19 protein-coding genes and 3 pseudogenes are annotated in these 26,422 nt (G+C 69.4%); 16 read left to right on the top strand and 6 right to left on the bottom strand.

The features are described 5' to 3' along the window. The first annotated feature begins 19 nt into the window (after positions 1-19). Complete coding sequence (locus AC1VWI_RS43235) at positions 20-2,161, top strand: SpoIIE family protein phosphatase (RefSeq protein WP_499516511.1); 2,142 nt, start codon at positions 20-22, stop codon at positions 2,159-2,161. Positions 2,162-2,365: 204 nt separating this feature from the next. Here AC1VWI_RS43235 and AC1VWI_RS43230 read toward each other — a convergent pair. From AC1VWI_RS43230 to AC1VWI_RS43220, 3 genes and pseudogenes are all read right to left on the bottom strand, one after another. Further along, positions 2,366-2,542, bottom strand: a pseudogene (locus AC1VWI_RS43230) (DnaB-like helicase N-terminal domain-containing protein); the annotation flags it as partial. Between the two features lie 240 nt (positions 2,543-2,782). Further along, positions 2,783-3,679 carry an alpha/beta fold hydrolase gene (locus AC1VWI_RS43225; RefSeq protein ID WP_499516510.1) on the bottom strand — a complete coding sequence of 299 codons (897 nt, stop codon included), beginning with the start codon at positions 3,677-3,679 and terminating at the stop codon, positions 2,783-2,785. 268 nt (positions 3,680-3,947) lie between these two features. Next, positions 3,948-4,850, bottom strand: coding sequence for a LysR family transcriptional regulator (locus tag AC1VWI_RS43220; RefSeq protein WP_499516509.1), 903 nt, complete (start codon positions 4,848-4,850; stop codon positions 3,948-3,950). 168 nt (positions 4,851-5,018) lie between these two features. Here AC1VWI_RS43220 and AC1VWI_RS43215 point away from each other — a divergent pair, with 168 nt between their 5' ends. Next, positions 5,019-6,509, top strand: a complete 1,491-nt coding sequence (locus tag AC1VWI_RS43215) for an MFS transporter (protein WP_499516508.1) — start codon at positions 5,019-5,021, stop codon at positions 6,507-6,509. An 88-nt stretch (positions 6,510-6,597) separates the two neighbouring features. Here the strand turns inward: AC1VWI_RS43215 and AC1VWI_RS43210 are convergent. Together AC1VWI_RS43210 and AC1VWI_RS43205 are read right to left on the bottom strand one after the other, a co-directional pair. Next, positions 6,598-6,892 (bottom strand): annotated as a pseudogene (locus tag AC1VWI_RS43210) (DM13 domain-containing protein); the annotation flags it as partial. Between the two features lie 87 nt (positions 6,893-6,979). After that, complete coding sequence (locus tag AC1VWI_RS43205) at positions 6,980-8,758, bottom strand: PucR family transcriptional regulator (protein WP_499516507.1); 1,779 nt, start codon at positions 8,756-8,758, stop codon at positions 6,980-6,982. A 223-nt stretch (positions 8,759-8,981) separates the two neighbouring features. On the opposite strand from AC1VWI_RS43205, the gene AC1VWI_RS43200 reads away from it, so the two are divergent. The 14 genes and pseudogenes from AC1VWI_RS43200 (at position 8,982) to AC1VWI_RS43135 (ending at position 25,843) form a co-directional block, all read left to right on the top strand. Next, the gene (locus AC1VWI_RS43200; protein ID WP_499516506.1) at positions 8,982-9,269 is read left to right on the top strand and encodes a general stress protein; all 288 of its coding nucleotides are present in this window, start codon (positions 8,982-8,984) and stop codon (positions 9,267-9,269) included. An 81-nt stretch (positions 9,270-9,350) separates the two neighbouring features. Then, positions 9,351-11,249: a molecular chaperone DnaK gene (dnaK, locus tag AC1VWI_RS43195; RefSeq protein WP_499516505.1), complete on the top strand. Its 1,899-nt coding sequence runs from the start codon at positions 9,351-9,353 to the stop codon at positions 11,247-11,249. Positions 11,250-11,257: 8 nt separating this feature from the next. Next, positions 11,258-11,869 (top strand): nucleotide exchange factor GrpE, encoded by a 612-nt coding sequence (locus AC1VWI_RS43190; RefSeq protein ID WP_499516504.1) that lies wholly within the window; start codon positions 11,258-11,260, stop codon positions 11,867-11,869. A gap of 6 nt (positions 11,870-11,875) precedes the next feature. Continuing rightward, on the top strand, positions 11,876-12,817 hold the full coding sequence (locus AC1VWI_RS43185; RefSeq protein WP_499516503.1) for a DnaJ C-terminal domain-containing protein: 942 nt from the start codon (positions 11,876-11,878) through the stop codon (positions 12,815-12,817). Further along, positions 12,814-13,221 carry a chaperone modulator CbpM gene (locus tag AC1VWI_RS43180; protein WP_499516502.1) on the top strand — a complete coding sequence of 136 codons (408 nt, stop codon included), beginning with the start codon at positions 12,814-12,816 and terminating at the stop codon, positions 13,219-13,221. The genes AC1VWI_RS43185 and AC1VWI_RS43180 overlap by 4 nt, the downstream gene beginning before the upstream one ends. Then, the gene (gene clpB, locus AC1VWI_RS43175) at positions 13,212-15,851 is read left to right on the top strand and encodes an ATP-dependent chaperone ClpB (protein ID WP_499516501.1); all 2,640 of its coding nucleotides are present in this window, start codon (positions 13,212-13,214) and stop codon (positions 15,849-15,851) included. The genes AC1VWI_RS43180 and clpB overlap by 10 nt, the downstream gene beginning before the upstream one ends. Continuing rightward, the gene (trxA, locus tag AC1VWI_RS43170; RefSeq protein WP_499516500.1) at positions 15,848-16,306 is read left to right on the top strand and encodes a thioredoxin; all 459 of its coding nucleotides are present in this window, start codon (positions 15,848-15,850) and stop codon (positions 16,304-16,306) included. The genes clpB and trxA overlap by 4 nt, the downstream gene beginning before the upstream one ends. Before the next feature lie 656 nt (positions 16,307-16,962). Next, positions 16,963-17,412: a DUF1931 family protein gene (locus AC1VWI_RS43165; RefSeq protein WP_499516499.1), complete on the top strand. Its 450-nt coding sequence runs from the start codon at positions 16,963-16,965 to the stop codon at positions 17,410-17,412. Between the two features lie 363 nt (positions 17,413-17,775). Then, positions 17,776-18,334, top strand: a pseudogene (locus tag AC1VWI_RS43160) (Hsp70 family protein); the annotation flags it as partial. An 88-nt stretch (positions 18,335-18,422) separates the two neighbouring features. Continuing rightward, positions 18,423-18,686 carry a UBP-type zinc finger domain-containing protein gene (locus AC1VWI_RS43155; RefSeq protein WP_499516498.1) on the top strand — a complete coding sequence of 88 codons (264 nt, stop codon included), beginning with the start codon at positions 18,423-18,425 and terminating at the stop codon, positions 18,684-18,686. After that, complete coding sequence (locus tag AC1VWI_RS43150) at positions 18,686-20,392, top strand: FAD-dependent oxidoreductase (protein ID WP_499516497.1); 1,707 nt, start codon at positions 18,686-18,688, stop codon at positions 20,390-20,392. The genes AC1VWI_RS43155 and AC1VWI_RS43150 overlap by 1 nt, the downstream gene beginning before the upstream one ends. A gap of 351 nt (positions 20,393-20,743) precedes the next feature. Further along, entirely contained in the window at positions 20,744-21,865 is a 1,122-nt protein-coding gene (locus tag AC1VWI_RS43145) for a hypothetical protein (RefSeq protein ID WP_499516496.1), read from the top strand. Positions 21,866-22,176: 311 nt separating this feature from the next. Continuing rightward, positions 22,177-23,352 (top strand): glutathione-independent formaldehyde dehydrogenase, encoded by a 1,176-nt coding sequence (locus tag AC1VWI_RS43140; protein WP_499516495.1) that lies wholly within the window; start codon positions 22,177-22,179, stop codon positions 23,350-23,352. 319 nt (positions 23,353-23,671) lie between these two features. Further along, a complete protein-coding gene (locus AC1VWI_RS43135) occupies positions 23,672-25,843 on the top strand; it encodes an FUSC family protein (RefSeq protein WP_499516494.1) in 2,172 nt (723 codons plus the stop codon). Here AC1VWI_RS43135 and AC1VWI_RS43130 read toward each other — a convergent pair. Next, on the bottom strand, positions 25,817-26,356 hold the full coding sequence (locus AC1VWI_RS43130; RefSeq protein ID WP_499516493.1) for a phosphate-starvation-inducible PsiE family protein: 540 nt from the start codon (positions 26,354-26,356) through the stop codon (positions 25,817-25,819). The two genes, AC1VWI_RS43135 and AC1VWI_RS43130, sit on opposite strands and share 27 nt — an antisense overlap. Between the last annotated feature and the right edge of the window lie 66 nt (positions 26,357-26,422).

Genomic DNA, 26,422 nt, shown 5'->3' with positions numbered 1-26,422 from the left:
GGTGCACAGCGCCAGGTTGGTGACGACAGTGCAGGAAGCATCGCCGTCAAGCGCCGGGCCGGGCCTGGAACAGCTTGCGCGGCTGTTGGAGAACGTGCTGCAGGACTGCAGGGCGTCTATCGGCGCGCTGTATCTCTTGCCACCCGGCGGCAAGGCGCTGGAGCTTGCGATGCTGTCCGGCGGCCCCCGGAAGATGGCGGCGCCATGGGCGCGGATAGCGCTCGACGACCCCATGCCCCTGGCAGATGCCGTGCGACAGCGGGGCCTGGTGTGGGTGGGGAGCCAGGAGGAGATGGCCCGTCGCTACCCACGACTGGGGTTCGTGCTGCCCTACGACTTCATGCTGGCAGCTGTCCCGTTCACCCACGGGGACACGGTCTGGGGCGGACTGGTACTGCTGTGGCCGGTCTGGCACCCACCCGCACTGAGCTCGCGAGAGCGGGACACGATCGACGACTTCTGCCGCCATGCGGGCCTGCTCCTACAGCGGGCAGCTGACGAAGGCCAGCCGCTGCTCGCCGAGCCGACACCACGGACACTGGCCCCACTCCGGCACACCACACCGGAACACGCAGACGCCCTGGCCGCACACCAGTTCACCGAGCGGCTCCCTGTGGGCTGCTGCTCACTGGACCTCGATGGTCGGGTGACCTACCTCAACGCCGCCGCCGCCGAACTGCTGGACGTCGGCGCCGCCCCGCTGGTTGGTTCCAAGCCCTGGAAGGTCCTGCTATGGCTAAACCATCCCGATTTCGAGGAACGGTACCGAGCTGCGGTCATCAGTCGCCAGCCCACCACCTTCACCGCTGTGCGACCGCCCCACCACCGGCTGTCCTTCCACCTCTATCCCGACGACTCAGGAGTTAGCGTCCACATCACGCCCACGCCGCAGGGACCATGCGGAAACGCCACCGCACTACCGGCGCAGACACCGCGAGGCGCAGCCGAGTCGGCCGGCGCGACCACCCTCTATCACCTGATGCACGTGGCGGCGACCCTCAGCGAGGCAGTACACGTCAAGGACGTCGTCGACCTACTGGCCGATCAACTGGTGCCCGGCTTCGGGGCCCAAGGGCTGGCCCTGATGCTGGCCGAAGGCGGACGTCTTCGGATCGGAGGTCACCGCGGCTACAGCCCTGAGTTCCTGGCCCGCTTCGATGGCAAGCCCCTGACCGAGCCGACACCACCCGTGCAGGTACTGACCAGCGGCTCGCCAGTCTTCTTCTCCAGCTACGCCGACTTCCAGCGCGCCTGCCCCGATGCTCCCCGCTACCAGGACCGCGATGCCTGGGCCTTCCTGCCCCTGATCGTTTCCGGCCGCCCCATTGGTCTGCTCGCCCTGTCCTACGACCGCTCACGCGCCTTCCCCACGGCCGAACGCGCCATCCTGACCTCGCTCGCCGGTCTGATCGCCCAGGTCCTGGACCGCGCTCGCCTTTACGATGCCAACCTCAACCTGGCCCGGACCTTGCAGGCCGGCCTACTCCCACAAGCCCTGCCCGCCATCGCCGGATTGCAGGTCACCGCCCGCTACCTGCCTGCCGGCCACGGCACGGACATCGGCGGGGACTTCTACGACCTCATCCGTTGCGGGCCCCAGTGCGCAGTCGTCACCATCGGCGACGTCCAGGGCCACAACGTCCAGGCCGCCGCACTCATGGGCCAGGTCCGCACGGCCGTCCACGCCCACGCCACCGCCCACACCCCACCGGGCGCCGTCCTCGTCCGGACCAACCGCCTCATCGCCGACCTCAACCCTGGCCTGTTCACCAGCTGCCTGTATGTCCACCTGGATCTGGCACGGCACAAGGCTCGACTGGCTACCGCCGGTCATCCCCCACCCCTGATCCGACACCCCGACGGCCGCGCCGAGGCTCTGACCTTGACGCCCGGCATCCTGCTCGGGGTCACTTCAAGCGCCAGCTACCCCACCCTCAACATCCCCGTGCCGCCGGGCACGGTCCTCATCCTGTACACCGACGGTCTCGTTGAAGCTCCAGACACCGACATCGACCACGCCACCGATCGCCTCGCACGGCACCTCACCGAAGCCAGCGGCACTCAAGACGTGGACGACCTCGCCGACAACCTGCTCGAGCACGCCATGCTGGCCGTTCCCGGAACCGACGACATTGCCCTCCTCGTAGCCCGCATCACGTGACGACGTCGGCGATGTCAGTGCTGACACGTTTGCTCCGGACCACGGCCAGCCTAGCGTTCCCGATTGTCTGGCTGACCTTCGGAGATTCGCGTGATGCGGCCCGTAAGGCGGTGCGCGGGCATCACCGTGCCACGGGACCGGTGCTGGAGTGACGGAGTAGCAGCGGGCCGGTGCACGGCTCCTCGTGGCGGGGGCAAGGAAGACCTCCCGGCATGCCGGGCTGCTGAAATGCGCGGGCGGCAGGACCGCCATGACGTACGGGACCAGTCGCGAATGCTGGAGCAAGGCCACCAGGACCATGCGCTCGGCGTGCTTATCACGAGGAACAGGCTCGGCCGGCGGCTGATCAGGGTCGGAAGTACCGACCAAGGTCTTGGACATGGGCGCCTCACGGATGGGCAGAGCACGGACTCAACAGCTACGACGCTGCCGGAACGGCAGCGTCGACCGCAGCGGGATGCCGGTAGCCCCGCCTTCAGGCGGAGGCGACGGTTCCTGCCTGTGCGCGGGTTAGGGATCGGGGAGCCGGTCGCGGATGTACTGGCGGTGGCGAACCGGGTCGAAGGGCTCCCATTCGGTGCGCGTGTGGTCTGCGGCCGCCGCACGGGACGGTGCCGGACCTCAGCCGGCTGCGAAGAAGTCGAGGTAGGCCTGGGCCAGAGCGGTCGGGTTCTCCAGCGCGACGTTGTGACCGGCCGCGGGGATGACGACGCCGTGGACGTCGTCGGCCACTTGCGCCATCTGTTGTGCTACCGCTTCCCCGAGGTATTCCTCGGCTCCGACGGCCAGGACCGGGCAGCTGAGCGGGTCGGCGTAATGCGGGCGGTTCTGTTCGGCGTCGGTCTGCCGGGCGCGGTACATCTCCAGGATGGCCCTGGTGCCGCCCGGCTGCTCGGCCGAGTGCACGATCTCGTTGACGTCTTCCTCGGCCAGCGCGCTGGGGTCCCACATCTGGCGGCGGGCGTAGTACGTCCAGAAGGGCCGTTCCCGTCCGGCCAGCAGCAGTTCGGGGATGTGCGGCAGGCTGAAGAAGCTGAAGTGCCAGCCGGTGCGGCCGTCGTCAGGGGCGAGCGAGGGGTCGGGGCCGCCGCCCGGCATTCCCGGGCCGACCGGAAGTCCCGGCAGGAGCGTTTCCTGGAAGACCAGTTGCCGCACCCGGGGCCGGTGAAAGGCGGCGACGGCATAGGCGATGGCCGCGCCCCAGTCTTCGCCGGCGACGCGGAACCGGTCGAAGCCGAGGTGGGTGGCGAGTGCGGCGACGTCGGTGGCCATCGTGGAGGTGTCGTAGCCGCACAGGGGGCGCTGGGAGCTGCCGGCACCCCGGTTGTCGAGCACGATGACGGTGTAGTGCGGGGTCAGCAGCGGTACAACGTGACGCCAGTAGGCCATGGTCTTCGGCACGCCGTGCACCAGGAACACCGGCTCGCCGGTGCCGCCGATCGCGTAGTGGATCTCCACACCATTGACCTTGGGCTTGCCGTGTATGAGCCGGACTCCGGCGTGGTCAGTGAGGTTCACCTCAGTGACCTCCTTCTTCTTCTCATGGACTGTGCCGGCGCAGACCGTGTGGCGGATCTTCCGGAGCGGCGCTTCTTGGCCGCCGTCCAGCCGCGGTCGGCGTGAAAGCTTCACCCCCATGCAACCGCGCCTCCATCGCCGCTGATGTCGCATGCGTCGTGCTTGCCCCAGATGGAGTCCATCTGACGATCAGATGGTGGCAGCGCGGGCGCCTCCGCAGCCGCGCCGCTCCGGGTCGGCAGGGCCCCGGTCGCCGATGGGCGGCGAGTCAGCCGCCCGTCGAGCAGACGCGCAGCAGCTGATCGGCGAACCGCGCCGCTGCCGGGCTGGTCTCGCCCGCCGGGGGCAGCATCAGGTGGATGTGCCGCTCCAGACGCAAGCCCTCGACCTCGACGAACCGCAGGACGCTGTCCGGGTCGGTCAGCACCGGGTACTGCAGGCCGGTCGGAGCGAAGCCGATGCCGACGCCCGCGCCGACCAGTTCGAGGAACAGTTCCCAGTCGCCGACCTCACAGACGACCCGGCGCTGGATCCCCTCGGTGGCGAACGCGGCGTCACTGAGAAGGCGGGCCGTCCACCGCGGGGGCACCTCGACGAACCGCTCGTCGGCCAGTTCCGCGATGGTGACGTCGGACCGCTCCGCCAGGCGGTGATCGGCACGGCAGACGAGGCGCAGCGGCTCCCGCGCGAGGCCGGTCATCCGGATGCCGGGGACCCGGCCGACCGCGGGTCCGATCACACAGTCCAGCTCACCGGTCCCGACCATCGAGATCATCGTCAGCGCGGGCCCGTACTGGAGGCGCAGGTCGATACCGGGGTGATCGCGGGTGAACTCGCCGAGGTAGGAGGCGAACGGCACCAGATGCTGGGCGGAAAGCCCGACGCCCAGACGCAGGGTGCCGATGAGCACGTCACGGGTGTGATGCACGGCCTCTTCCGCCTGCGCGGCGCTGATCACGGTCCGGCGTGCCGGGCCGACCAGGGCTTCACCGGCCGCGGTGAGCCGGACCGGCCGGGTCCCGCGGACATAGAGGGGCGTGCCGAGTTCGCGTTCGAGGGCCTGGAGCGAGTTCGACAGGCCCGACTGAACGATGAGCTCCCGCTTTGCGGCGCGGGTGACGCTGCGCTCATCGACCAACGCCAGAAAGTGCCGTAGCTGTCGGAGTTCCATCGGCCGCCACCTCCAGGCCTGCATTGCAGTGCATCTGGACAGTTCCATCTGTCGGACAGATGCAGCCTATCTCGGCACGCTGCCGCCGGATCGCCATCGAGGTTCCGACCTGCGTGGTTGACACCGTCGAACCGGTAAGGAACACCATCAAGGACAGGGGATTCACCCATGCCGGACCACTCGGCGAAGCACGCCGCGCCTCAGCCCGCCCGAAGCGGATCGCAGCGGGCCGCGTTCGTCATCACACTGATCTGCGCCGCCCAGTTCGTGCTGCAACTGGACTTCAGCATCGTAAACGTGGCGCTGCCGTCGGTTCAGTGGGAGCTGGGCATGCCTGCAGCGCAGTTGCAGTGGATCGTCACCGGTTACGCGCTGTCCTTCGGGTCGTTGCTGCTGGCGGGCGGCCGCCTGGCGGACCTGCTCGGCCGACGGCAGGTGCTGACCGTCGGCCTGGCCCTGTTCGGGATCGCTTCGCTGGCCTGCGGTCTGGCGCAGTGGCCGATCATGCTGATCGCCGCCCGGATCGTGCAGGGCGCGGCCGGGGCGATGGTCTCCCCGGCCGCGCTGTCGCTGCTGACGACGACCAGTGCGGAAGGGGCAGCGCGCCACCGGGCGCTGGCGATCTGGCAGGCCACCACCGCGGCGGGCGCGACCGCCGGGATCGTGGCGGGCGGGCTACTCACCCAGTACTTCGGCTGGCGGGCTGTCTTTCTGATCAACCTGCCGGTCATCGCCGTCATCCTCGCGCTGGTCCCGCACCTGCCGGCCGGGAAGCGGTCCGGTGGCGGCAGCCTCGACGTGCGCGGGGCACTGCTAGTGACCACGGGCATCGCGGCGCTGATCTTCGGCCTGAGCAGCGGGCAGCAGCACGGCTTCACCACGCCCGCCACCCTCGTCGCTCTCGCCTTCGCGGTGCTGCTGACCACGGGCTTCGTGGTCGTCGAAAAGCGATCGGCGACCCCGATGCTGCCCCTGCCGATCTTGGCGGAGCCGGCCCGGCGGGCCGCGATCGCTGCCATGCTGCTGATCGGCGCCATCCTGGCCGGCTACGTATACTTCGCGTCGCTCTACCTGCAGAGGGTGCTGGAATTCAGCCCGGTGGCGACCGGACTGGCACTGGTCCCGTCGACCGGCACCGTCGTGCTGGTCTCCACCTTCGGCACACGCTGGCTGACGGCCCGGTTCAGCGTCAGGGCCCTGCTGCTCGCCGGGCTGGCCTGCATGGGAGCCGGGCAGCTGTGGCTCGCCCAGATCACCGCCGGGGCCGGCTACCCGGCGGCCGTACTGCCCGGCATGGTGCTGACCGCGGTAGGGGTCGGGCTCGCCCTGCCGACCGCCTCGATCGCGATCACCAACGGTGTCCGGGCCGGCGAGCAGGGGCTGGCCGGGGCGCTGTTCACCACCAGCCAGCAGACCGGCGCCGCTGTCGGCCTTGCGGTCCTCGCCACCGTCGCCGCGGCCGCCACCGGCCACAGCGGCTCCCCGGTGGACGGCTACCGCCTGTCGTTCCTCATCGCGACCGCTCTCGCGGTCCTCGCCACGATCATCGTCGCGCTTCAGCTTGGCTCGACACCCCGCCGCCTCGAACCCCAGCGCCGGCAGCCCGGCCCCGACGGAACGGCCAATGCGCGGACCGCGGCGCAGCTCGACGAGAGGTGACGGGACCGACGGGGGCCGCCTGGCAGCGTCGCCCCCGGCCAGCCGACGCCAGGCCAGGGGCGCGCCTCGATTCAGGGCGAGACGCGGGTTTCCGCAGTTCGGCAGCGCCGAAGGATACGTTGAACCGATCGCACCAGATACGCACGCTCGTGTACTTCTCGAGATCTCGGCGGCAGCGGGCAGTTGTGGCTGCCTTTGTTGCCCTTGAGCTTGCCGAGGCTGAGAAAGGCTCCGTCGTCGAAAACGTCCCGTCCGTCCTTGCCCGGCTTCACTGTCGCGTCCGTGATCCAGACTTTGAGGTCAGGGCCGTTGCCGGTGTCCAGATCTTCCAGGCGCGGCGCCCGGGAACCATCCGGCAACAACTGGACGATTTGCACGCTGCCGGGCCCTGGAAGTGGTGTACGGTTTCCCACCTTATCCAGATGTTTGCCCGGCGCCGGAGTGAGGGTCTCAAACTGAGACGGCCACTACTACTCGGCTCCGCCCAGCACGATCTTCCACACTCGGGTCGCCACCTGGAGGTTGAGCCGGTCCTCGACGTTCGCGAGGTTGTTGCCGCTGATGTCGCGGATGCGCTGGAGCCGATAGCGCAACGTGCTGCGGTGGATCGCGAGGGATTCGGCGGTGTCGTCGTAGTTGCCCCCGCAGTCGAAGTACCGGGATAGGGTCTCCACCATGGCTGTATGGTGCCGGGAGTCGTAGTCGATGAGCTGCCCGAGCCACTCGTGGACGAATGTCTCTAGTTCCCGGATATCGTTGCCAGGTCCCAGGATGCGGTAGAGGCCAAGCTCGTCGAAAAACGTCGTGCCGTAACGCTCGCGGGAGTGGCTGCGCACTTCCAGGGCGCGCTGCGCCTCCTGGTAGCGGTGGGGGATGTCGTCCGGGGAGTTGCACGGGGCGCTCACCCCGATAGCCCCGGCCCGTGACCCGATCTCCCTGGCAAGCGCCTCGTACAAAGCCCGGGCGTGCGGTCTGTCGTCGGCGAGTAGGACCACGTGGCCGGAACGTCGGGTCAGCAGCGCGCGCATGCCCGCGGCAGAGGCCGCCCGGCCCACGGTTTGTGCGAAGTGGGCGTCTGCAGTCCTGTTCGACCACTGCACCACGACGATGTAGTGGCTGCGGTGCAGGTCGTGTCCGACTGCCTCGGACCGGGCGTAGGCGCTCGCCTCGTCCGTCCCGGCCAGGAGATCGTCGGCCAGCTCGCGGTGCAGCCTTAGCTCCACTTCGGCCAGGTGACGCAGGTGCGCCAGCTCCGGGGCGAGCGACGTGGCGGCGTGCTCCAGCGCGAGCACAGTGTGCTCGTCGGCCTCGTCCCGGGCGTCGACCAGGGCCAGCACGCCCAGGATCTCTCCGTGGGGGCGGACCAGGGTGATCAGCCGATCCTTGATCCGCACCGGCCCGGCCTCCCGGGCGACGGCGTACAGCATTTCGTCCTGGCGCGCGGGGTCCGGTTCCGGATAGGGGTCAGGGCGGCTCGGGCCGCTCCAGGACCTCAGCCGACCGAAGCGGTCCTCGACCAGCGCGGGAAGTCCAGTGAGCCCGTGGAGAGCGCGGGTGATGGCTTCCTCGCCGCCGCCCGAGCCAGCAACCTCGGTCATGATCGCGTGTACGGCCCGCTGCCACCCCAGCTCGGCCACGACGGAAATCAGCTGCCGCTGGAGGGCTGTCCGTTCCTCCCTGAGCCGGTGAAGCTCCAACGCGTCCTCGCGGTGGCAGCGGCGTGCGAAGGCGACTGACAAAGCAGCAGCGGTGTGCCGGACCAGCGTGGCGAGTAGGGATCGCTCGGCCTCGGTGGGCTGGGATCGGGACGTCACCACGAGGTAGCCGAGGAGTCCCTCATGTCCGCGCAGCCCCAGGGCCTGGCCCCAGGGCCGGTCGGGTACGGTCACAGGGCCGTCTTGCCCGGCCAGCTCCCGCACCTTCCGGTCCACGGCCAAGGCATGGATCTGCCCGTTCCTCGGGCTCGGGACCAGGTCACCTTCCACCCTGAGGTATCCGGCCTCGGCGTTATATGGACCTGCGGCGCCTATGCGGTCCATGGCCAGCCGCAGGATCTCGCCTTCGTCCCGAGTGTCGAATAGGGCTCGGGATAGCGCCGTCAGTTCGTGGGGCGCATGCTCGGCTGGGGTTGGAACGCGTGGGCGGGAGCCTCTCCGCGCGGCCGTGGGGTACCGCCCGCTACACCGCGTGGGGCTGCTCTCCTGGTCGAAGTGGTGGTGGTACAGGTTGTGCGGCCGGCTGCCGGCCATGGGATCACACCCTTCCCCCCCCGAGCCTGCCGAGAAATGACGGCGACGCTTCCCGTACACCCCCCACCCCAACTTACCCGAGATGTCCGGAGTCTCCGGCTTGTGCTCACGGAGCGACGGGCTCTGCTGTTCTTTGACTTGCCGGGTGCAGGCGTAGCGCTGCTCGGTTCGCGAGTCTGGGTCTGTCGGGGGCTGCCGTACCCCCGGCAGGAAGGACTGGGCAATGACCGGGCACCCACGTAGGCCGATCGTCCCTTACGAGACGTACCAGGAAGCCGAACGGGCCATCGATCGCGTCTCGGACCAGGGGTCTTTCGTACAGAGGGTGGCCATCATCGGTCACGACGGCCGCCTCGTCGAGCATGTCATCGGCCGTGTGGACTACGACAGGGCCGCCTGGCACGAAGCGGCGAGCGCGGCCCTTCCCGATGCGCTGATCAGCTGGCTTTGCGGCCGGCGACCGGGTGGACCCCCCTCGTCTCCGCCCCGCTCGACGCCCTCCACGGCCTGATTTTCGGTGCGGTCGTGACCCATACCTGAACGATCAGATCCACAGTGCCGGCGCATGCCGCCGCACCGGGAGGAGTTCCTCATGGCCAAGGCAGTGGGCATCGACCTAGGCACCACGAACTCGGTGATCGCCGTATGGGAGGGTGGTGAACCTTCCGTCGTGCCCAACACCGAGGGCAGCCGTACGACACCGTCCGTGGTCGCCTTCACCGACACCGGGGAACGTCTCGTGGGACAGCTGGCCCGGCGCCAGGCGATCCTCAACCCCAAGGGCACCATTTACTCGGCCAAGCGATTCATCGGCCGGCATTTCAACGAGATCTCCGACGAGGCCAGGGCAGTGGCTTACGACGTCGTCGAGGGCGACGGCGGAGCGGCCCGCTTCAAGGTGCGCGACAAGCTCTACGCGCCTGAGGAGATCAGCGCACAGGTGCTGCGCAAACTCGCCGACGACGCCTCCAAGCAGCTCGGGGAGCGAGTCACGGAGGCAGTCATCACGGTGCCCGCCTACTTCAACGACGCCCAGCGCACCGCCACCAAGGACGCCGGACGGATCGCAGGACTGGAGGTGCTGCGGATCATCAACGAGCCGACGGCGGCTGCCCTCGCGTACGGCATGGACAAGAAGCAGCACGAGACCATCCTCGTTTTCGACCTGGGCGGCGGCACCTTCGATGTGAGCATCCTCGACGTCGGCGACGGGGTAGTGGAAGTGCGCTCCACCGCCGGCGACAGCCACCTGGGCGGCGACGACTTCGACCGGCGTCTGGTGGACTACCTCGCGGACGACTTCCAGAAGGAGAACGGCATCGACCTGCGCAAGGACCCGCAGGCCCTGCAACGACTGTTCGAGGCGGCGGAGAAGGCGAAGACCGAGCTCAGTTCGGTGACGCAGACGCAGGTCAGCCTGCCGTTCATCACAGCGGACGCCTCGGGCCCCAAGCACCTCACCGACTCGATCATGCGGTCCACGTTCGAGCAGATCACCGGCGACCTGGTGGAGCGTTGCCTGGGGCCGGTCCAGCAGGCAATGGCCGACGCCAAGGTCGGCGAGAGCGACCTCGACGAGGTCATCCTCGTAGGCGGCTCCACGCGTATCCCGGCGGTCCAGGCTCTGGTCCGCCGCCTGACCGGCGGCAAGGAACCCAATATGAGCGTCAACCCCGATGAGGTCGTGGCCTTGGGCGCCGCGATCCAGGCCGGGGTCCTCAAGGGCGAGGTCAAGGACGTCCTGCTGCTCGACGTCACGCCCTTGTCGCTGGGCGTAGAGACGCGCGGTGGAGTGATGACGAAGATCATCGAGCGGAACACCACGATCCCGGTACGTCGCAGCGAGACCTTCTCCACTGCGGAGGACAACCAGCCGGCCGTCGATGTGGTGGTCCTCCAGGGCGAGCGCGAGTCCGCGGCCGACAACCGCGTGCTCGGCCGGTTCCAGCTCACCGACATCCGGCCGGCTCCGCGGGGCGAACCGCAGATCGAGGTCACCTTCGACATCGACGCCAACGGCATCCTCAACGTCAAGGCCCGCGATCGGGACACGGGCAAGGAACAGGGCATCACCATCAGCGAGAGCTCCAACCTGGACCGCAGTGAGGTCGAACGCATGGTGCAGGAGGCCGAGAGCAACCGGGGCCAGGACCAGGCACTGCGCGAGGCCGTCGACGCCCGCAATGAGCTCGACGCCGTCGCGTACCAGGTCGAGAAGCGCCTGGCCGAACTGGGCGACGCGGCGCCGGCTCACGAGAAGGCACGCGCCGAGATGCTCGTGTCCGACGCCCGGGCGGCGGTCAAGGAGGAGGCGGGCGTGGAGCGCGTGCGGCCTCTCACCTCCGAACTCCAGCAGGTGCTCGCCGGGCTGGCGGCCCATCAAGGCGCCGCTCCCACGGGCAGTCCCGGCCAGGACGCCGCCACCGGTGGTCCCACGAGTGGCGGTGGCAGTGGCGACGATGTCATCGACGCCGAGTTCGACAAGGGCTGAGGCGCACCATGCCCAGCCGCCCTCAGGAACCCGACCGGGCCCCGTCGGATCCAGTCGAACCGGTCCCGGAAAACGCCGTACGCCCTGCGCGCGGGGATTTGCCGCAACCTGGCCCGCCGCCCCGGCCGGAGGCGGCGAACGACGAACCGGGGCCCGACGCCGCCGGCCCCGCGCCTGCCGAGGACGAGTACACGACCGCGATCCAGGATCTGGAGGACCGCTGGCGGCGCGCGCTCGCCGACCTCGACAACCTTCGCAAGCGTCACGCCAGGGAACTGGAGCGGGAGCGGGCGGCCGAGCGGGCCCGCACCGCCGCCGCCTTCTTGCCCGTCATCGACAACCTCGAACTCGCCCTGACCCACGCCGGCGCCGACCCGGGCGCGATCGTGGAGGGCATCCGAGCCGTACGAGACCAGGCGGTGAACGTCCTCGAACTGCTCGGCTACCCACGGCACGCGGAGACCGGCGTCGCCTTCGACCCGGCGCGGCACGAGGTGATCGGCATCGTCCAGGACCCCGACGTGGAGCCGGGCACGGTCGTCGAGGTGCTGCGCCCCGGCTACGGGGACGGCGAGCGGCAACTCAGGCCGGCAGCGGTGACCGTCGCAAAGCGGGAGTGACCGGCGATGGCAAGGGACTACTACGAGGTGCTGGGCGTGTCACGGACCGCGAGCCAGGACGAGATCCAGCAGGCATATCGCAAGCTCGCCCGCAAAAGCCACCCCGACGTCAACAAGGACCCCGCGGCGGAGGAACGCTTCAAGGAACTCAACGAGGCCTACAGCGTCCTGTCGGACCCGAAGACCCGGACCCGTTACGACCGCTTCGGCGAGGACTTCCGCAAGATCCCCGAGGACTTCGACGAGCGGGTCGCGGCGGGAGCGGGCGCCGGCTTCCGCGATGGGAGGACCACGGGCGCGGGCGGTCGCCGCGTGCGGTACGCCACTGGCTTCGGAGCGGAGGGCATCGACATCGAAGACCTGCTCGGCTCCATGTTCGGAGCCGGCGCCGCCCGAGGCGGCGTCCCCGGAGCGGACCAGGAGGCCGAACTGCCCCTCACCGTCGAGGAGGCGTACAAGGGAGGCCGTCGCACCGTCACGCTCGCCGGTCCCACCGGGCAGCCGCGGCGGTACGAGGTCGACGTACCGCCGGGCGTCACCGACGGGCAGCGCATCCGGCTGGTGGGCGAGGGCGGCCAGGGCAGTGGTGACGCCCCCGCGGGCGACCTGTACCTGCGGGTGCGTATCCAGCCCCACCCCCGGTTCCGGCTGGACGGCCGCGACGTGCACATCCAGGTCCCGGTCGCCCCCTGGGAGGCGGCCCTGGGTGCAACTGTGCCGGTGCCCACCCCCGGCGGTGGCACGGCCAAGGTCACGGTGCCCGCGGGCTCGTCCAGCGGCCGACGGCTGCGGCTGCGCGGCGAAGGCATGCCCAACCCGCGCGGCGCGAACGGCGACCTGTACGCCGAACTCCGCATCATGGTGCCGCCCACCCTCGGCGACCGGGAGCGCGAACTGTTCGAGGAGCTCGCCGCCACCTCCTCATTCGACCCCAGGAGGACGCGATGAACGACCGACCCACGGGAGCGGCAGGCATCGGCCGGGCCAGCCTGGGCGACCGTCCGGTACGAACGGGCGCCGACATCACCGCCTCGACGGCCGTCCGATACGCGCTCGTGGCCGCCCCCAGGCTCTCCCTGGACGTGGTGGCCCGTCGCTCGGGCCTCCACCCTGATCTGATCCGCCGGTTCGTCGCCCTCGGCCTGGTCGACGCCGAACGCGACAGCGCGGGGCGCCTGGTATTCGACCCCACGGCCCCGGCGGTCCTCGCCCGTATCCAGCGGCTGCGCTCCGGACTCTGCCTCAACTACGCATCCGTCGGCCTGGTGCTCGACCTGCTCGACCGCATCAGCCTGCTCGAAGCCGCCCTGCGCGGCCGCGGCACGAGGAGTGAAACACCCCCATGGACATGAACCGTCTCACCCAGAAGTCCCAGGAGGCCCTCCAGGAGGCCCAGACCGCGGCCGTCCGCATGGGGCAGACCGAGGTCGACGGGGAACACCTGCTGCTCGCACTTCTCGATCAGGAGGACGGTCTGATCCCGCGGTTGCTGCAACGGGCCGGCACCGAGCCGGAGGAACTGCGCGCGGCTGTGCGCGAGGAACTCTCCCGCCGCCCGAGGGTCACCGGCCCCGGCGCGGCACCCGGCCAGGTGTTCGTCACTCAGCGCCTCGCCCGCCTGCTCGATGCCGCCGAACGGGAGGCCAAACGCCTCAAGGACGAGTACGTGTCCGTGGAGCACCTCCTGCTCGCCCTTGCTGAGGAGGGCTCTTCGACCGCCGCCGGGCGACTACTCAAACAGGCCGGCATCACCAGGGACTCGTTCCTGAGCGCGCTCACCCAGGTCCGCGGCAACCAGCGCGTCACCTCCGCCAACCCCGAAGTGGCCTACGAGGCTCTGGAGAAGTACGGCCGTGATCTCGTCGCCGAGGCCAGGGACGGCAGGCTCGACCCGGTCATCGGCCGGGACGCCGAGATCCGCCGCGTCACCCAGATCCTCAGCCGCAAGTCCAAGAACAACCCCGTCCTCATCGGCGACCCCGGTGTGGGAAAGACCGCCATCGTCGAGGGCCTCGCCCAGCGCATCGTCCGCGGCGACGTGCCCGAAGGACTCCGCGACAAGATCGTATTCGCCCTCGACATGGGTTCGCTGGTCGCCGGCGCCAAGTACCGCGGTGAGTTCGAGGAACGCCTCAAGGCCGTGCTCAGCGAGGTCAAGGCCGCCCAGGGGCGCATCTTGCTCTTCGTCGACGAACTGCACACCGTCGTCGGCGCGGGGGCCGCCGAAGGGGCCATGGACGCGGGCAACATGCTCAAGCCGATGCTCGCCCGCGGCGAACTCCACATGATCGGCGCCACCACCCTCGACGAGTACCGCAAGCACATCGAGAAGGACGCCGCCCTCGAGCGCCGCTTCCAGCAGGTCCTGGTCGACGAGCCGAGCGTGGAGGACACCATCTCCATCCTGCGCGGACTGCGCGAACGTCTCGAGGTTTTCCACGGCGTGAAGATCCAGGACACCGCGCTGGTCTCCGCGGCCACCCTCAGCCACCGCTACATCACCGATCGATTCCTGCCCGACAAGGCCATCGACCTCGTCGACGAGGCGTGCGCCCGGCTGCGTACCGAGATCGACTCGATGCCCGCCGAACTCGACGAGATCACCCGCCGCGTCACACGCCTGGAGATCGAGGATGCGGCCCTGTCCAAGGAGACCGACCCCGCCAGCAAAGCCCGCCTGGAGGAGCTGCGCAGGGAACTGGCCGACCTGCGCGGCGAGGCCGACGCCAAACACGCCCAGTGGGAGGCCGAACGGCAGGCGATCCGGCGCGTGCAGGAACTGCGCCAGGAACTGGAGCAGGTCCGCCACGACGCAGAGGAGGCCGAACGCGCCTACGACCTCAACCGCGCCGCCGAACTCCGCTACGGCCGCCTCCAGGACCTGGAGCGGCGACTCGCCGCAGAGGAGGAGCAACTGGCCGCCAAACAAGGGCAGAATCGGCTGCTGCGCGAGGTCGTTACCGAGGAGGAGATCGCCGAGATCGTCGCCGCCTGGACCGGCATTCCCGTCGCCCGCCTCCAAGAGGGCGAACGCGAAAAACTGCTGCGCCTCGACGAGATCCTGCGCGAGCGCGTTATCGGCCAGGACGAGGCCGTCAAGCTCGTCGCCGACGCCATCATCCGAGCCCGCTCCGGCATCCGCGACCCTCGCCGCCCCATTGGATCGTTCATCTTCCTCGGCCCCACCGGCGTCGGGAAGACCGAGCTGGCCAAGACCCTCGCACGGACCCTGTTCGACTCCGAGGAGAACATGGTCCGCCTCGACATGAGTGAATACCAGGAGCGGCACACTGTCAGCCGGCTCATGGGCGCACCGCCCGGATACGTCGGCTACGAGGAAGGCGGCCAGCTCACCGAGGCCGTACGCCGCAAGCCGTACTCGGTTGTGCTGTTCGACGAGATCGAGAAGGCGCACACCGATGTCTTCAACACCCTGCTGCAAATCCTCGATGACGGCCGCATCACCGATGCTCAGGGCCGCACCGTCGACTTCCGCAACACCGTGATCATCATGACGTCCAACATCGGCTCCGAGCACCTCCTCGACGGCGCCACCGCCGAGGGTGAGATCAAGCCGGACGCCCGCGCCCTGGTGATGGGCGAACTGCGCGGGCACTTCCGCCCGGAGTTCCTCAACCGCGTCGACGACATCGTGCTGTTCAAGCCGCTCGGTGAGCGGCAGATCGAGCGGATCGTCGAGCTGCAGTTCGACGAGTTGCGGCAGCGGCTCGCCGAGCGCCGTATCGCGGTCGAACTCACCGACGCGGCCCGCGAGGTGATTGCCCACCAGGGCTACGACCCGGTGTACGGCGCCCGGCCGCTGCGTCGTTACATCTCCCACGAGGTCGAGACGCTGGTCGGGCGCGCCCTGCTGCGCGGCGACGTCCAGGACGGCGCGACGGTGCGCGTCGACGCCGAGCACGGAGAGCTGGTTGTCACCTACGACCAGCCGGAGGGGGCCCGGGAAGCGAGAGCGGCGTGAACACCACCCGGACGACGACCGTGACCTGCCCGAACTGTGGGCGTGACAACCGGGTTCCGGTGGCTGCCGAAGGACGCCCCAACTGCGGCCACTGCAAGCGGCCCCTGCCCTGGATCGTCGACGCGGGCGACGACGACTTCGCCGAAGTCGCCGACAACGCCACCCAGCCCGTCGTCGTCGACCTCTGGGCCACCTGGTGCGGCCCCTGCCGCATGGTCAGCCCCGCCCTCGAACAGGTCAGCCGGGACCTCGCCGGACGGAGCAAGCTCGTCAAGGTCGACGTCGACAAGAACCCACGAGTCAGCCGGCGATTCGAGGTGCAGGCGGTGCCGACACTGCTCGTCCTGGACCACGGAGAGACAGTCGCCCGGCAGGCCGGTGCGGCGCCCGCGCACGTCCTGCGCTCGTGGGTCGAGCAGGCGATGACGGGCGGGCAAACCACTGCAGGAGAGTGAACACGATGGGCCGACCACCGCGGAAGCCGACGAGACCGCAGTCCCCGGGACTCCGGGATTTGCACGGAAGGTATCCCCCGTTGACTGGACGAGCGGATCGGGCCAACGGCAGCACCAGACGAGTCGTGCATACCGTATTGGAGGGTCTTGAACGCCACGTCGGCGAAACAAGGGTGCGCCACGGCGCGCAAGAAGACGGAAGGCGATGAACAGGGATGCAGGACGCCCCGGCGCGCGGCCCGCCGTTCCGGTCGGGCACCCCGCGCCCAGCAGGTGGCGACCTGGGCGTCGGAACAGCGGCCCCACAGGCAGACCGAGATTCCCTGACACATGAGGAGAAGACCGGAGGCCCACTACTAGGGCGCCCTGCAGCGGACGAAGGGCCTGCGTCTGCCTGGGCCCAATTCACCCGGCCGGCCAGGCAGACCGACACAACAAAGATAGCGAAAATATCCCACCCGCAGGTACGTCCGGATCGACGGATCGCACGCTTGTCCGCCTACCCGGGGAGTCGGACGCCTGGGCCTGGCAGGGCAATTCAGGGAGACCGATTGGTCCCGACAAGCGTATGCGTTCACGTGCCCCGTCGGCGAGGCTGGCGAGGGAAGCCCAGGGGCCGGGAGCCACCCCGGCGCCCGCAGTCGGAGGTTGCCATCATGACCGTGATGTCCATAGCCAGGTTCGAAAGGTTCTTCCGCGCAGCCGCGGGGCTGGACGTCGACAAGAACGATCTCAAGCGCTACAGCGACTTCGTCGACGCCAAGCTCTACGATCTGCTGACCGTTGCCCAGGCCACCGCCAAGGCCAACGGGCGCGACATCATCCGGACCTGTGACCTGCCGATCACAAAAGGCCTGCAGGAAAGCATTCACCACTTCCAGAAGATCGACCAGGAAGTACAAATCAAGCCGATTCTCGAACAGCTCGCCACCCACCCCGCGCTGGACCGGACGCCCGACGAGGAGACCGAGGCGGCTTATCCGGACATCATCGGCGGACTCAGCCTGGCCCTTGCCCAGAGCTTCAAGATCATCCACCCCGACCTGAAGAACCCCCAGACCCAGCACTGGGACGAGGCTCGAGCAGTCTTCGACCTCCTGCTGTGAGTGGCGATCACCTGATCCACGTCCAGGGTGCCGCCAAGAGCGGTCTGCGACATCGCCAAAAGCGCAGTCGGTCCCGAGCCCGCTGCAGCACCGCGTCCACGTCGAACTCATCCATGAGACCGCCTGCGTCGCCCGGCCACGATTTCGTCGGCAACGGGCGCCCCTGCGAGGCGACAGTCCACAGGCTGGATGGGTGCGCGTAGCGCATAAAGCCCTGGCGCCGCGACGCTGGACCGGTTGGAGCGCCCCGAGGCCCGGGAAGCGCGTCTCGACGCGTCCTGCTCCGGACTGGTGCCCGGTTTGGCGCGCACGGCTCTGCGGGCCCACCCACCATTCCAGGAGTTTCGAGGAATGAAGACTCCTATGGCCAAAGCAGTCGGAATCGACCTCGGCACGACCAATTCTGCGGTCGCCGCGTGGCAGGGCGGGGAGGCCGCGGTCATCCCCGACTCTGCGGGTAGCCTTGCCACCCCGCCGGTCGTCGCCGCCTTCACCGACACTGACCAACCCTTGGCCTGCCGGCTCGCTGCAAGCGGGCTATCCCCAACCCCAAGGGGACCGTTTAGTCCGCCAAGCGTTTCACCTGCCGATGCTTCGACGAGTTCCACGACAAGGCCGAGGCTGACGGCTTCTACTTCGTCCCCGACGGGCACCGCAACGCGCGGTTCAAGGTCCGCGACAAGTTGCGCACGCCGGAGAGGATCAGCGCGCTGGTGCTGCGAAACCTCGCCGACAACGCGGGCAACGAGTGACGGAGGCGGTTCACCGCGCCCGCCCCTTCGACGTCAGCCTCCACCTCGTCGGCGATGGCGCGGTCGATGTGAGGTCCTCGGCGGGCTACAGCCACCCCTGGGGCGAGGGCTTCGACCGGCGCCAGGCGGCCCATCCTGCCGACACGTTCCGGCAGGAGAACGGCATCGACCCGCCCCTGGTCCTGCTCGATATGGGAGGGGCGTGGAGAGCATCGCCGGCCGCGGCTGAGCAGTCCCACCCACGGAAGGAGAACCCTGATGGCCACGATTCCTGACCCGCACCTGGCGATGGTGCACCCAGTGACGCCGCGTACCCCGGAGGGCTGCGAGGAGTGTCTCAAGGAGCGTTCCCCGTGGGTGCATTTGCGGCTCTGCCTCACCTGCGGGCACGTCGGCTGCTGCGACTCCTCGCCCCTCAAGCACGCCAGGCGGCACGCGGGCACCGCCGGTCACCCCATCGTGCAGTCCTTCCAGCCGGGAGAGGACTGGCGCTGGTGCTACGTCCACGAGGCCATGGTCTGATGAGCGCGGCCGAGCACAAGCAGAGTGCGGTCCACGAGACACCGGACCGATACGGGGCGTTCCCGCGCCTGACGCCGGAACAGTTCGAGGACCTGACCGCGCACGGTGAGCGCCGAAGGACCGCCGAGGGCCAGGTGCTGTACCGCGAGGGCGAGCCGTTCCGGGAGTTCCTCGCGATCCTCAGCGGGACCGTAGAGGTACTCCACGACCTCGGCGGGCCAGACGAGCGCACGGTGGCGGTGCACGGACCCGGCAGATTCCTGGGTGAACTCGGGTTGCTGGAGGGCCAGAGGGCGTTCGACACCGCCGTGGTGCGCGAGGCGGGCGAGGTCCTGGCCGTGCCGGTGGAGCGGCAACGCTCCCTGGTCGGTCGCGACCCCGTCCTGGGCGACCTGATCCTCCGCGCTTACCTGGGCCGCCGGTATCTGCTCATCGGCCTCGGCGCCGGCTTCCGGATCCTGGGGTCGTGTTATTCACCTGACACGCTGCGGCTGCGTGAGTTCGCCGCCCGCAACCGGCTGCCCCACCGGTGGGTGGATCTGGAGAAGGACAAGGAGGCGGAGGCGCTGCTGCGCCGGTTCTCCATCCGCCCCGAGGAGACTCCGGTGGTCATCTGGAAGGGCGAGCGGGTGCTGCGCAATCCGAGCAACGCCGAACTCGCCCGGCTCATCGGGCTGCCCGCCCCTTCCTCGGAGGCCGGGCGGTGTGACGTTATGGTGGTCGGTGCGGGCCCCGCGGGACTCGCCGCCGCCGTGTACGGTGCCTCCGACGGTCTCACCACGGTCACTGTCGATGCCGTGGCCACCGGAGGCCAGGCCGGTACCTCGTCGCGCATCGAGAACTACCTTGGCTTCCCGTCGGGCATCTCCGGGGGCGAGCTCATCGAACGCGCGGTGCTCCAGGCCCACAAGTTCGGCGCCCGCCTCATGGTGCCGGCCCAGGTCAGCGGGCTCACCCCGCAGGACGACAAGTACGTCGTCACCTTCACAGACGGGTCCCGAGCCCGGGCAGGCGCCGTGGTGCTCGCCTCGGGCGTCTGGTACCGCCGGCTCGAGGTGCCCGGCATCGACCGCCTGGAGGGCATCAGCGTCTACTACGCCGCGACGGTCCACGAGGCCAGTCTCTGCCAGGCGGATCCGGTCGCCGTGGTCGGCGGCGGGAACTCCGCCGGGCAGGCGGCGCTGTTCCTCGCGAACCACACGTCCGGGGTCCACCTCCTCGTCCGGGGCGGTGACCTCAACGCGGACATGTCGCGCTACCTGGTGGACCAGGTGGAACGGCACCCGAAGATCGAGGTGCTGCTCCACACCGAAGTCCGGCGTGCCTCTGGGGAGGAGAAGCTGGAGTCGCTGATGGTGGAGGACAACGCAAGTGGTGAGCGCCGGGAGCTGCGGGTCGCGGCGCTGTTCGTGTTCATCGGGGCCCGGCCGCACACGGAGTGGCTCAGGGGCGTGCTGGCCCTGGACGAGAAGGGCTTCGTCCTCACCGGCGCCGACGCCCAGCCTGCGGCCGACCCGACCCGGTGGGACTCGCTCGGCCGGGGTCCGTTGCTGCTGGAGACCACCCTTCCCGGGGTCTTCGCCGCCGGCGACGTCAGGAGCGGCTCGGTCAAGCGGGTGGCCTCGGCGACCGGTGAGGGTGCCATGGCGATCCGCCTCGTGCACGAGCACCGGGGAAAGACGGGAAATCTGGTCCGCTCCGCTTGACGATCCGTAGGCGGCCGGGCCCCCCGGGCGTCCTCCCAGCCGGCGTCCAGCGCCACGGCGACGGTTTCCATGGACGGGCTGAACCGGACGAGGGAGAGGGAGTGCCCAGCATCGCGCTGGTGACCGGCGAGCGGGCGCAACGACTCCAGTGTGAGCAGGAACGCTGCAGTGACTGAGCACGAACAGCATGGCATAGAGGCAGGTGATGCCGATGAGCAAGGCGGAGGAGATCTGGCTGTACCTCCTGCACCTGCTGGCTGAGGCCAGCGTGTCACACGGCGTCGACGTTACCTCAGGGGCATCCTGTGGGCACTTGCGATCGCGGGGGCAGCCGACGAGAAGGGCCCAATCATGCGGGTGTCGCCTCAGGGCGTTACGGTCGTGGCTCTCCTGGCGGATCCGGATGCGCCGACGGAGATCGCGCAGCGCATGGCCCAGGTACTTCCCAGGCGGCTCGCCGACAAGTCGGGCCAGGGCCGACGTTTCGACGTCGAGGTGGTCAGTGAGCCCTTCACCGCAGGGACCGAGGACCCGCCCACCTTGATGCGCCGGATCATGGACCGCGGAAGAGCGGAGAATTGGGACATCATCGTGGCCCTCACCGACCTTCCGCTCCAATCACACGGGCGCAGGCTCGTTGTGGATCTGAGTCACGAACACGGTTTGGCACTGCTGTCTCTTCCTCCGTTGGGGGGCTTACGTCTACAGACGAGGGCCCGGCGGGCCGTGGAAGAAGCCGTGCTTGGCTTGGCGGGTCCGCGGGCCACCGGGACTGGAGGACCTCCGCAAAGTCAGCCGCTGCTCGGGCCCTTCGTCAGCCGTCTCGCGCCTATTCACCTGGGCCCGGTCGAAGAGGAGGAGACCGCTGATCTTCGGTACGTCGTAAGCGGGCCACGCGGTTACCTGAGGGTGCTCATCGGGATGGTCCGCGCCAACCGGCCGTGGCGGTTGGTGCCGGGCTTGTCGAAAGCCCTGGCGGCCGCACTCGCCACGGGAGCAGTCGCCACCGTGAACTCCACCATCTGGAGCCTGGCCGAGTACCTGAGCGCGCCACGCCTCGTGATCGCCATGGTCGGATCTGTCGGGCTCATGATCGGCTGGCTGATCGTCGACGCGGAGCTGTGGCATCGATCAGCAGATGTCTCGCCGGAGGCGAGGCAGAGGGCGAGGCTCTACAACGCCTCGACGGTCATGACCGTGGGTATCGGGGTGCTCGTCTGCTACGGCGGTCTGATCGTCATCAACCTGGTGTGGGCTCTGTTCATCATCAACGGACAAGTGTTCGCTTCCGTGACACGAACCTCACTGCACGCCGCGGAATACTTGACGTTGTCATGGTTCGTCGCTTCGGTCGCGACCGTGGGCGGCGCGCTGGGATCAGGCTTGGAGAGCGACGAGGCGATCCGGGCAGCCGCCTACTCCAAGCGCGAACAGGAACGTCGCCTCATGCTCAATCACGACCATGGCGACTAGCTGGTAACGTGAGTTGGAGATGCGTTGTTTGTTGAGGGTCGTCCGGGTCCGATGATTCCGCTGGTCGATCGGTGCGTGGCTATTTCGCATCATGGGCCGACGGGGACTCGGACGATACGCCGCCGGAGCGCTGGGGCTCCGCCTCGCGGCCCGGCTGTGGGACCACCGTTCCATCTGAACCGCGTGAACGGCCGCACAGAGGGATGCCGGAGCCACGGACCCCAACGCACCAACTCCCGGGAGTCAGGCCCTTTGCGCCGTCTCCGTGCCCGCCGTGCTGCGCTCATGTCGCAGCACCAAAGGAAGCCATCATGAAAGCAGCGGTATATGAAGGCCCGCGAACGGTCACAGTGAAGGACGTACCGGACGCGAAGATCGAACACCCCTGCGACATCATTGTCAAGATCACCTCTACCAACATCTGCGGTTCGGACCTGCACATGTACGAGGGCCGCACCTCGTTCGAGTCTGGCCGCACCCTGGGACACGAAAACCTGGGTCAGGTCGTGGAGGTCGGCTCGGCCGTCCGCAAGGTCCAGGTCGGCCAGTACGTGGTCCTGCCCTTCAACATCGCCTGCGGCTTCTGCAAGCAGTGCGAGCGCGGTCTGACCAACTACTGCCTGACCATGCAGCCGGAACCGGCCCTCGCCGGAGCCGCGTACGGATTCGCTGACATGGGCCCCTACCAGGGCGGCCAGGCGGAACTGCTGCGCGTGCCCTACGGCGACTTCAACGCGCTGCGTCTGGGCGAGGACGCCGCCGACCGGCAGACCGACTATGTGATGCTCGCCGACATCTTCCCGACCGGCTATCACGCCACCGAGATGGCCCACGTCAAACCGGGCGACCAGACGATCGTCTTCGGGGCCGGTCCCGTCGGGCTGATGGCGGCCTACTCAGCCCTCCTCAAGGGCGCCGGCCGTGTCTGGGTAGCCGACCACCAGCCCGACCGGCTGCGCAAGGCGGAGGAGATCGGGGCCCTCCCGATCAACACCGCCGAGCAGGAGCCTGCGGAGGTCGTCAAGGAGGCCACCCTCGGTCTGGGCGCCGACAACGGCTGTGAGTGCGTCGGCTATCAGGCACACGACCCCAAGGGGCACGAGGACGCCAGCCTCACACTCAACGGACTGATCGACTCGGTCAGGTTCACGGGCGACATCGGCGTGGTGGGTGTGTTCCTGCCCCAGGACCCCGGCGGTGCCAAGGCCCAGGGGGAGTTGGAGGCGCAGGGCAAGGTCCCGATCGACTTCGGCATGATGTGGTTCAAGGGCCAGCACATGGGCACGGGGCAAGCGCCGGTGAAGAAGTACAACCGGGCGCTGCGGGATCTGATCGCCGGTGGGAAGGCAAAGCCGAGCTTCGTCGTCTCCCACGAACTCAGTCTGGACGAGGCCCCCACCGCCTATGAGCACTTCGACGCCCGTGACGAGGGCTGGACCAAGGTGGTCCTGCACCCGAACGGACACGGCAACGGCCACAAGGGGTAAGGGACCCGAGGGCCGCCGTCCCGCCGTTCCCCCGGACCGGTCCCGGCCGACGGCTGGCGCTCGCCCCGGCTCCGGCCGGGGCCGGACGGGTGACGATCGCCTGCGCTTCGACCGGACCTGAACCAGCGGCGATCGCCCGGGCTCGGGCCCGGTGGGACGGACGGTGGACGCCCAGCAGTGTCCGCAGTGGCAACACCCCGTCCCAGCGGTGCGGCCGGCCTGTTCCTGGGCCCGTGCCGGAAGCTTCCTTCCCTGACGGCTGCCGCACCTCGACCAGGTCGACGCGACCCGGCAGGGCGTTCCGGCTAGGCTCACACCCGTGACGTGGCTGCGGGCCTTCGGGGAGGTCGTGCGATCCGGGCTCACGATCGAGGAGACGCGGCTGGAGCCCTTGCTCGCGCTGCGCACGGCTGCTGGAGTGGCGATCGTCGTCGGGCCGGCGCTGTGGCTGGCTTCCCCTGCGTACGCCGCGTCCGCTGCCCTCGGTGCCTACTCCGCGGGTGGGGCCACCTTCCAGCGCACCTGGCGTCCACGCAAGGTGATCGCGCTCGGCGCGGGCGCGGGCCTGGCGCTCAGCACATTCGTGGGCTACCTGGCAGCGGGGCGACTCGTGACGTTCCTCCCGCTGCTGGCCGTATGGGCCTTTCTCGCGGGGATGGCGTGGGCCGTCGGATCGACCGCTGGGATCGTCGCAGCGACGACCGTCGGCAGCATGCTGGTGACCATCACCCTGCCCACGAGCGTCGGGCGAGCCCTGGAGCACGCCGGGATCATCGCGCTCGGAGGTGTGGCGCAGGCAGTGCTGATCTTGCTGTTCCCGATCCGCCGGTGGGGAGCGCATCGTGACGCGCTCGCCGAAGCTCTGGCCGCCGTGGCGGACTACGCCCGTCGGCTGCGGCACGACCCGACCGCCCCGTTCGACCCGGAGCCGTTGATGACGGCCCGGGACGCGGCCGCTGTGACGCCATCACAGGCCCGCACCCGTCCCCCCGCCCTCCACGGCCCCCGGGGCCTGGCAGAGCGCATTCGGCCGGTCGTCGCCGCGCTCGCCGACCCGGACGTCGGTGCCCCGGCGGAGGGACCCGGGCGGGACCGGGCCCGGGAACTGCTCGGCGCGGCCGCCGACGTCCTGGACGCGGCCGCCCGTTCGATCCGCCGCGGCACTCCCGCCCAGGTGCCGCCCGGGAGCGCGGATGTCCTGCGCGTCGACGAGGGGCACGAGGTACTGGAGGGGCCCGCCCGGCAGGCCGCCGAGCGGCTCGTGGAACTACTCGGCGAGGCGTTGGAGATCGCCGGGACCGGCGCGCGCGGGAGGACGCCCACGCCGCCCGGCCCCGCCGGAGCCCAGTTTCTGGTGCGCCCGACCATGTTCCGGCTGCTCCCGGTCGTCGTCCGGGCGGTCCGCGGTGAGCTCCGCCGGGACTCACCCGTGTTCCGGCACGCCATCCGCCTGGCGGCGGTGGCTACGCTCGGCTATCTGATCGCCGCCCAGCTACCCCTGCACCACGGCTACTGGGCGCCCATCGCCTCGGTGATGGTGATGCGGCCTGACTTTCACCGGACGTACGCGCGTGCGGTGGCGCGTCTCGCCGGGACCCTGGCGGGGGTCGCGCTCGCCACCGGGATGGTGCGGATCCTGGGCCCGGACGCCCACGTGCTCGGCGCGCTGGCGGTGGTCTCGGCGGGCCTGTCGTACACGCTGATCCGCACCGGTTACGCCTACTCCCAGTGCTTCACTGCCGCGTACGTCGTCTTCCTGCTCGGCATGGGCGGCCAGGCATGGGAGCAGACGGTCCCGGAGCGAGTGGTGCTCACCCTGATCGGCGGGGCCTTGGCCATGCTGGCGTACGTGGTGTTCCCCGCATGGGAGACGCCTCGGCTGCCGAACCGGCTTGCGGACTGGCTCGCCGCCAACGGCCGCTACGCGGCCGCGGTGCTGCGCAGCTACGCCGAACCGACCGGGGAGCACCGCGCCGACATGCGCAGGGCATTGCTGGCTAGCCGGGAGGCACGTGCCGCCTGGCAGGAGGCCTACGACCGGGCAAGGCAGGAACCGGTCCGCCCCAGGGGTCTGACGTCGCGCGAGGCGGAGGAGGCGCAGGAGGCGCTCAAGCGTTTCGGCCGGGCAGCGATGCTCATGGAGAGCCACGTCCCGCGGGCCGACAGCCGTTTCATCCCCGAGGCGGAGCGGTTCGCCGAGGCCCTGGAGGCGGACACAGCGCAGGCAGCGGACGACGTGCGCGAGCACAGGAATCCGGACTGGGGGCGCGTGGAGGAGGCGCTCCACGAGTGGGAAGGCGCCGCCGGCGACCGGAGCACAGTGGTGCGGCGCGGGGCGGAACTGCAGAAGCGAGCCTTGGAGGACCTCACGACGGCCGTCAGTCGCACCCCCCTGGAACGGGACGTCGACTCTGCACGCGAGGAGCGGCGGGTGCGGGCAGCCGTGGCGTCGGAAGGTGACGGATCAGGCCCCGCTCACCGGGGCCGGTGACGGCGCTGGCGGTGGGTAGCGCCGCGCCTCATGAAGCGGGAAGTAGTCTCCTGGCCGCGTCGAGCGCCGCCACACGTACCCCGCTGTCGCCATCACGAGGATTAGCCCCGCCAGGATGAGCAGTTCGATCCCCTCGACGTTCCACCGGAAGGACTTCTCCGCTTCGGCCGTCACGATGAGCACCTTGCGAATGCCGGCAATCAGGCCGACGACGAGGAACGGCTCCGCGTCGAGGGTCTGGTTCCTGATGGTGAGGCGGACGGTGTGGAGCAGCTCGGCCACGATGAACAGCACAAGGCCGTTGTCCAGGGCGGAGAGAACGACCGTGTCCTCGCGGTACGGCCCCTGGATCGACTTGATGACGTCGTGGACGACACCGACGGTCAGGAGCCCCGCGAGCAGTACGAGGAGCGCCGCGACGACCAGGTGGATGCCGTCCTCGATGAGCTGCAGGAGGCTCTGTACCCGGCCGCCGCCCTCGATCTTCGGGAGAATGAGTCGCACAGTCAGCATGCTAGGTGTCCCCCGGCCCATAGGCGCGGCGTGCTGCCGAACGGGTGGACAGTATTTCGTCGGTGC

Source organism: Streptomyces sp. TOM-9 (assembly GCF_056858595.1).
Note: the sequence above shows the minus strand (reverse complement) of the source record. Positions and strands in the feature narration are given on the sequence as shown.

What these genes read in the sequence shown, in the direction of transcription:
- AC1VWI_RS43220 (WP_499516509.1), bottom strand. Translation starts at nt 4,850, where the DNA reads ATGGAACTCCGACAGCTACGGCACTTTCTGGCGTTGGTCGATGAGCGC.
- AC1VWI_RS43215 (WP_499516508.1), top strand. Translation starts at nt 5,019, where the DNA reads ATGCCGGACCACTCGGCGAAGCACGCCGCGCCTCAGCCCGCCCGAAGC.
- AC1VWI_RS43205 (WP_499516507.1), bottom strand. Translation starts at nt 8,758, where the DNA reads ATGGCCGGCAGCCGGCCGCACAACCTGTACCACCACCACTTCGACCAG.
- AC1VWI_RS43200 (WP_499516506.1), top strand. Translation starts at nt 8,982, where the DNA reads ATGACCGGGCACCCACGTAGGCCGATCGTCCCTTACGAGACGTACCAG.
- dnaK (WP_499516505.1), top strand. Translation starts at nt 9,351, where the DNA reads ATGGCCAAGGCAGTGGGCATCGACCTAGGCACCACGAACTCGGTGATC.
- AC1VWI_RS43190 (WP_499516504.1), top strand. Translation starts at nt 11,258, where the DNA reads ATGCCCAGCCGCCCTCAGGAACCCGACCGGGCCCCGTCGGATCCAGTC.
- AC1VWI_RS43185 (WP_499516503.1), top strand. Translation starts at nt 11,876, where the DNA reads ATGGCAAGGGACTACTACGAGGTGCTGGGCGTGTCACGGACCGCGAGC.
- AC1VWI_RS43180 (WP_499516502.1), top strand. Translation starts at nt 12,814, where the DNA reads ATGAACGACCGACCCACGGGAGCGGCAGGCATCGGCCGGGCCAGCCTG.
- clpB (WP_499516501.1), top strand. Translation starts at nt 13,212, where the DNA reads ATGGACATGAACCGTCTCACCCAGAAGTCCCAGGAGGCCCTCCAGGAG.
- AC1VWI_RS43165 (WP_499516499.1), top strand. Translation starts at nt 16,963, where the DNA reads ATGACCGTGATGTCCATAGCCAGGTTCGAAAGGTTCTTCCGCGCAGCC.
- AC1VWI_RS43155 (WP_499516498.1), top strand. Translation starts at nt 18,423, where the DNA reads ATGGCCACGATTCCTGACCCGCACCTGGCGATGGTGCACCCAGTGACG.
- AC1VWI_RS43150 (WP_499516497.1), top strand. Translation starts at nt 18,686, where the DNA reads ATGAGCGCGGCCGAGCACAAGCAGAGTGCGGTCCACGAGACACCGGAC.
- AC1VWI_RS43145 (WP_499516496.1), top strand. Translation starts at nt 20,744, where the DNA reads ATGCGGGTGTCGCCTCAGGGCGTTACGGTCGTGGCTCTCCTGGCGGAT.
- AC1VWI_RS43140 (WP_499516495.1), top strand. Translation starts at nt 22,177, where the DNA reads ATGAAAGCAGCGGTATATGAAGGCCCGCGAACGGTCACAGTGAAGGAC.
- AC1VWI_RS43130 (WP_499516493.1), bottom strand. Translation starts at nt 26,356, where the DNA reads ATGCTGACTGTGCGACTCATTCTCCCGAAGATCGAGGGCGGCGGCCGG.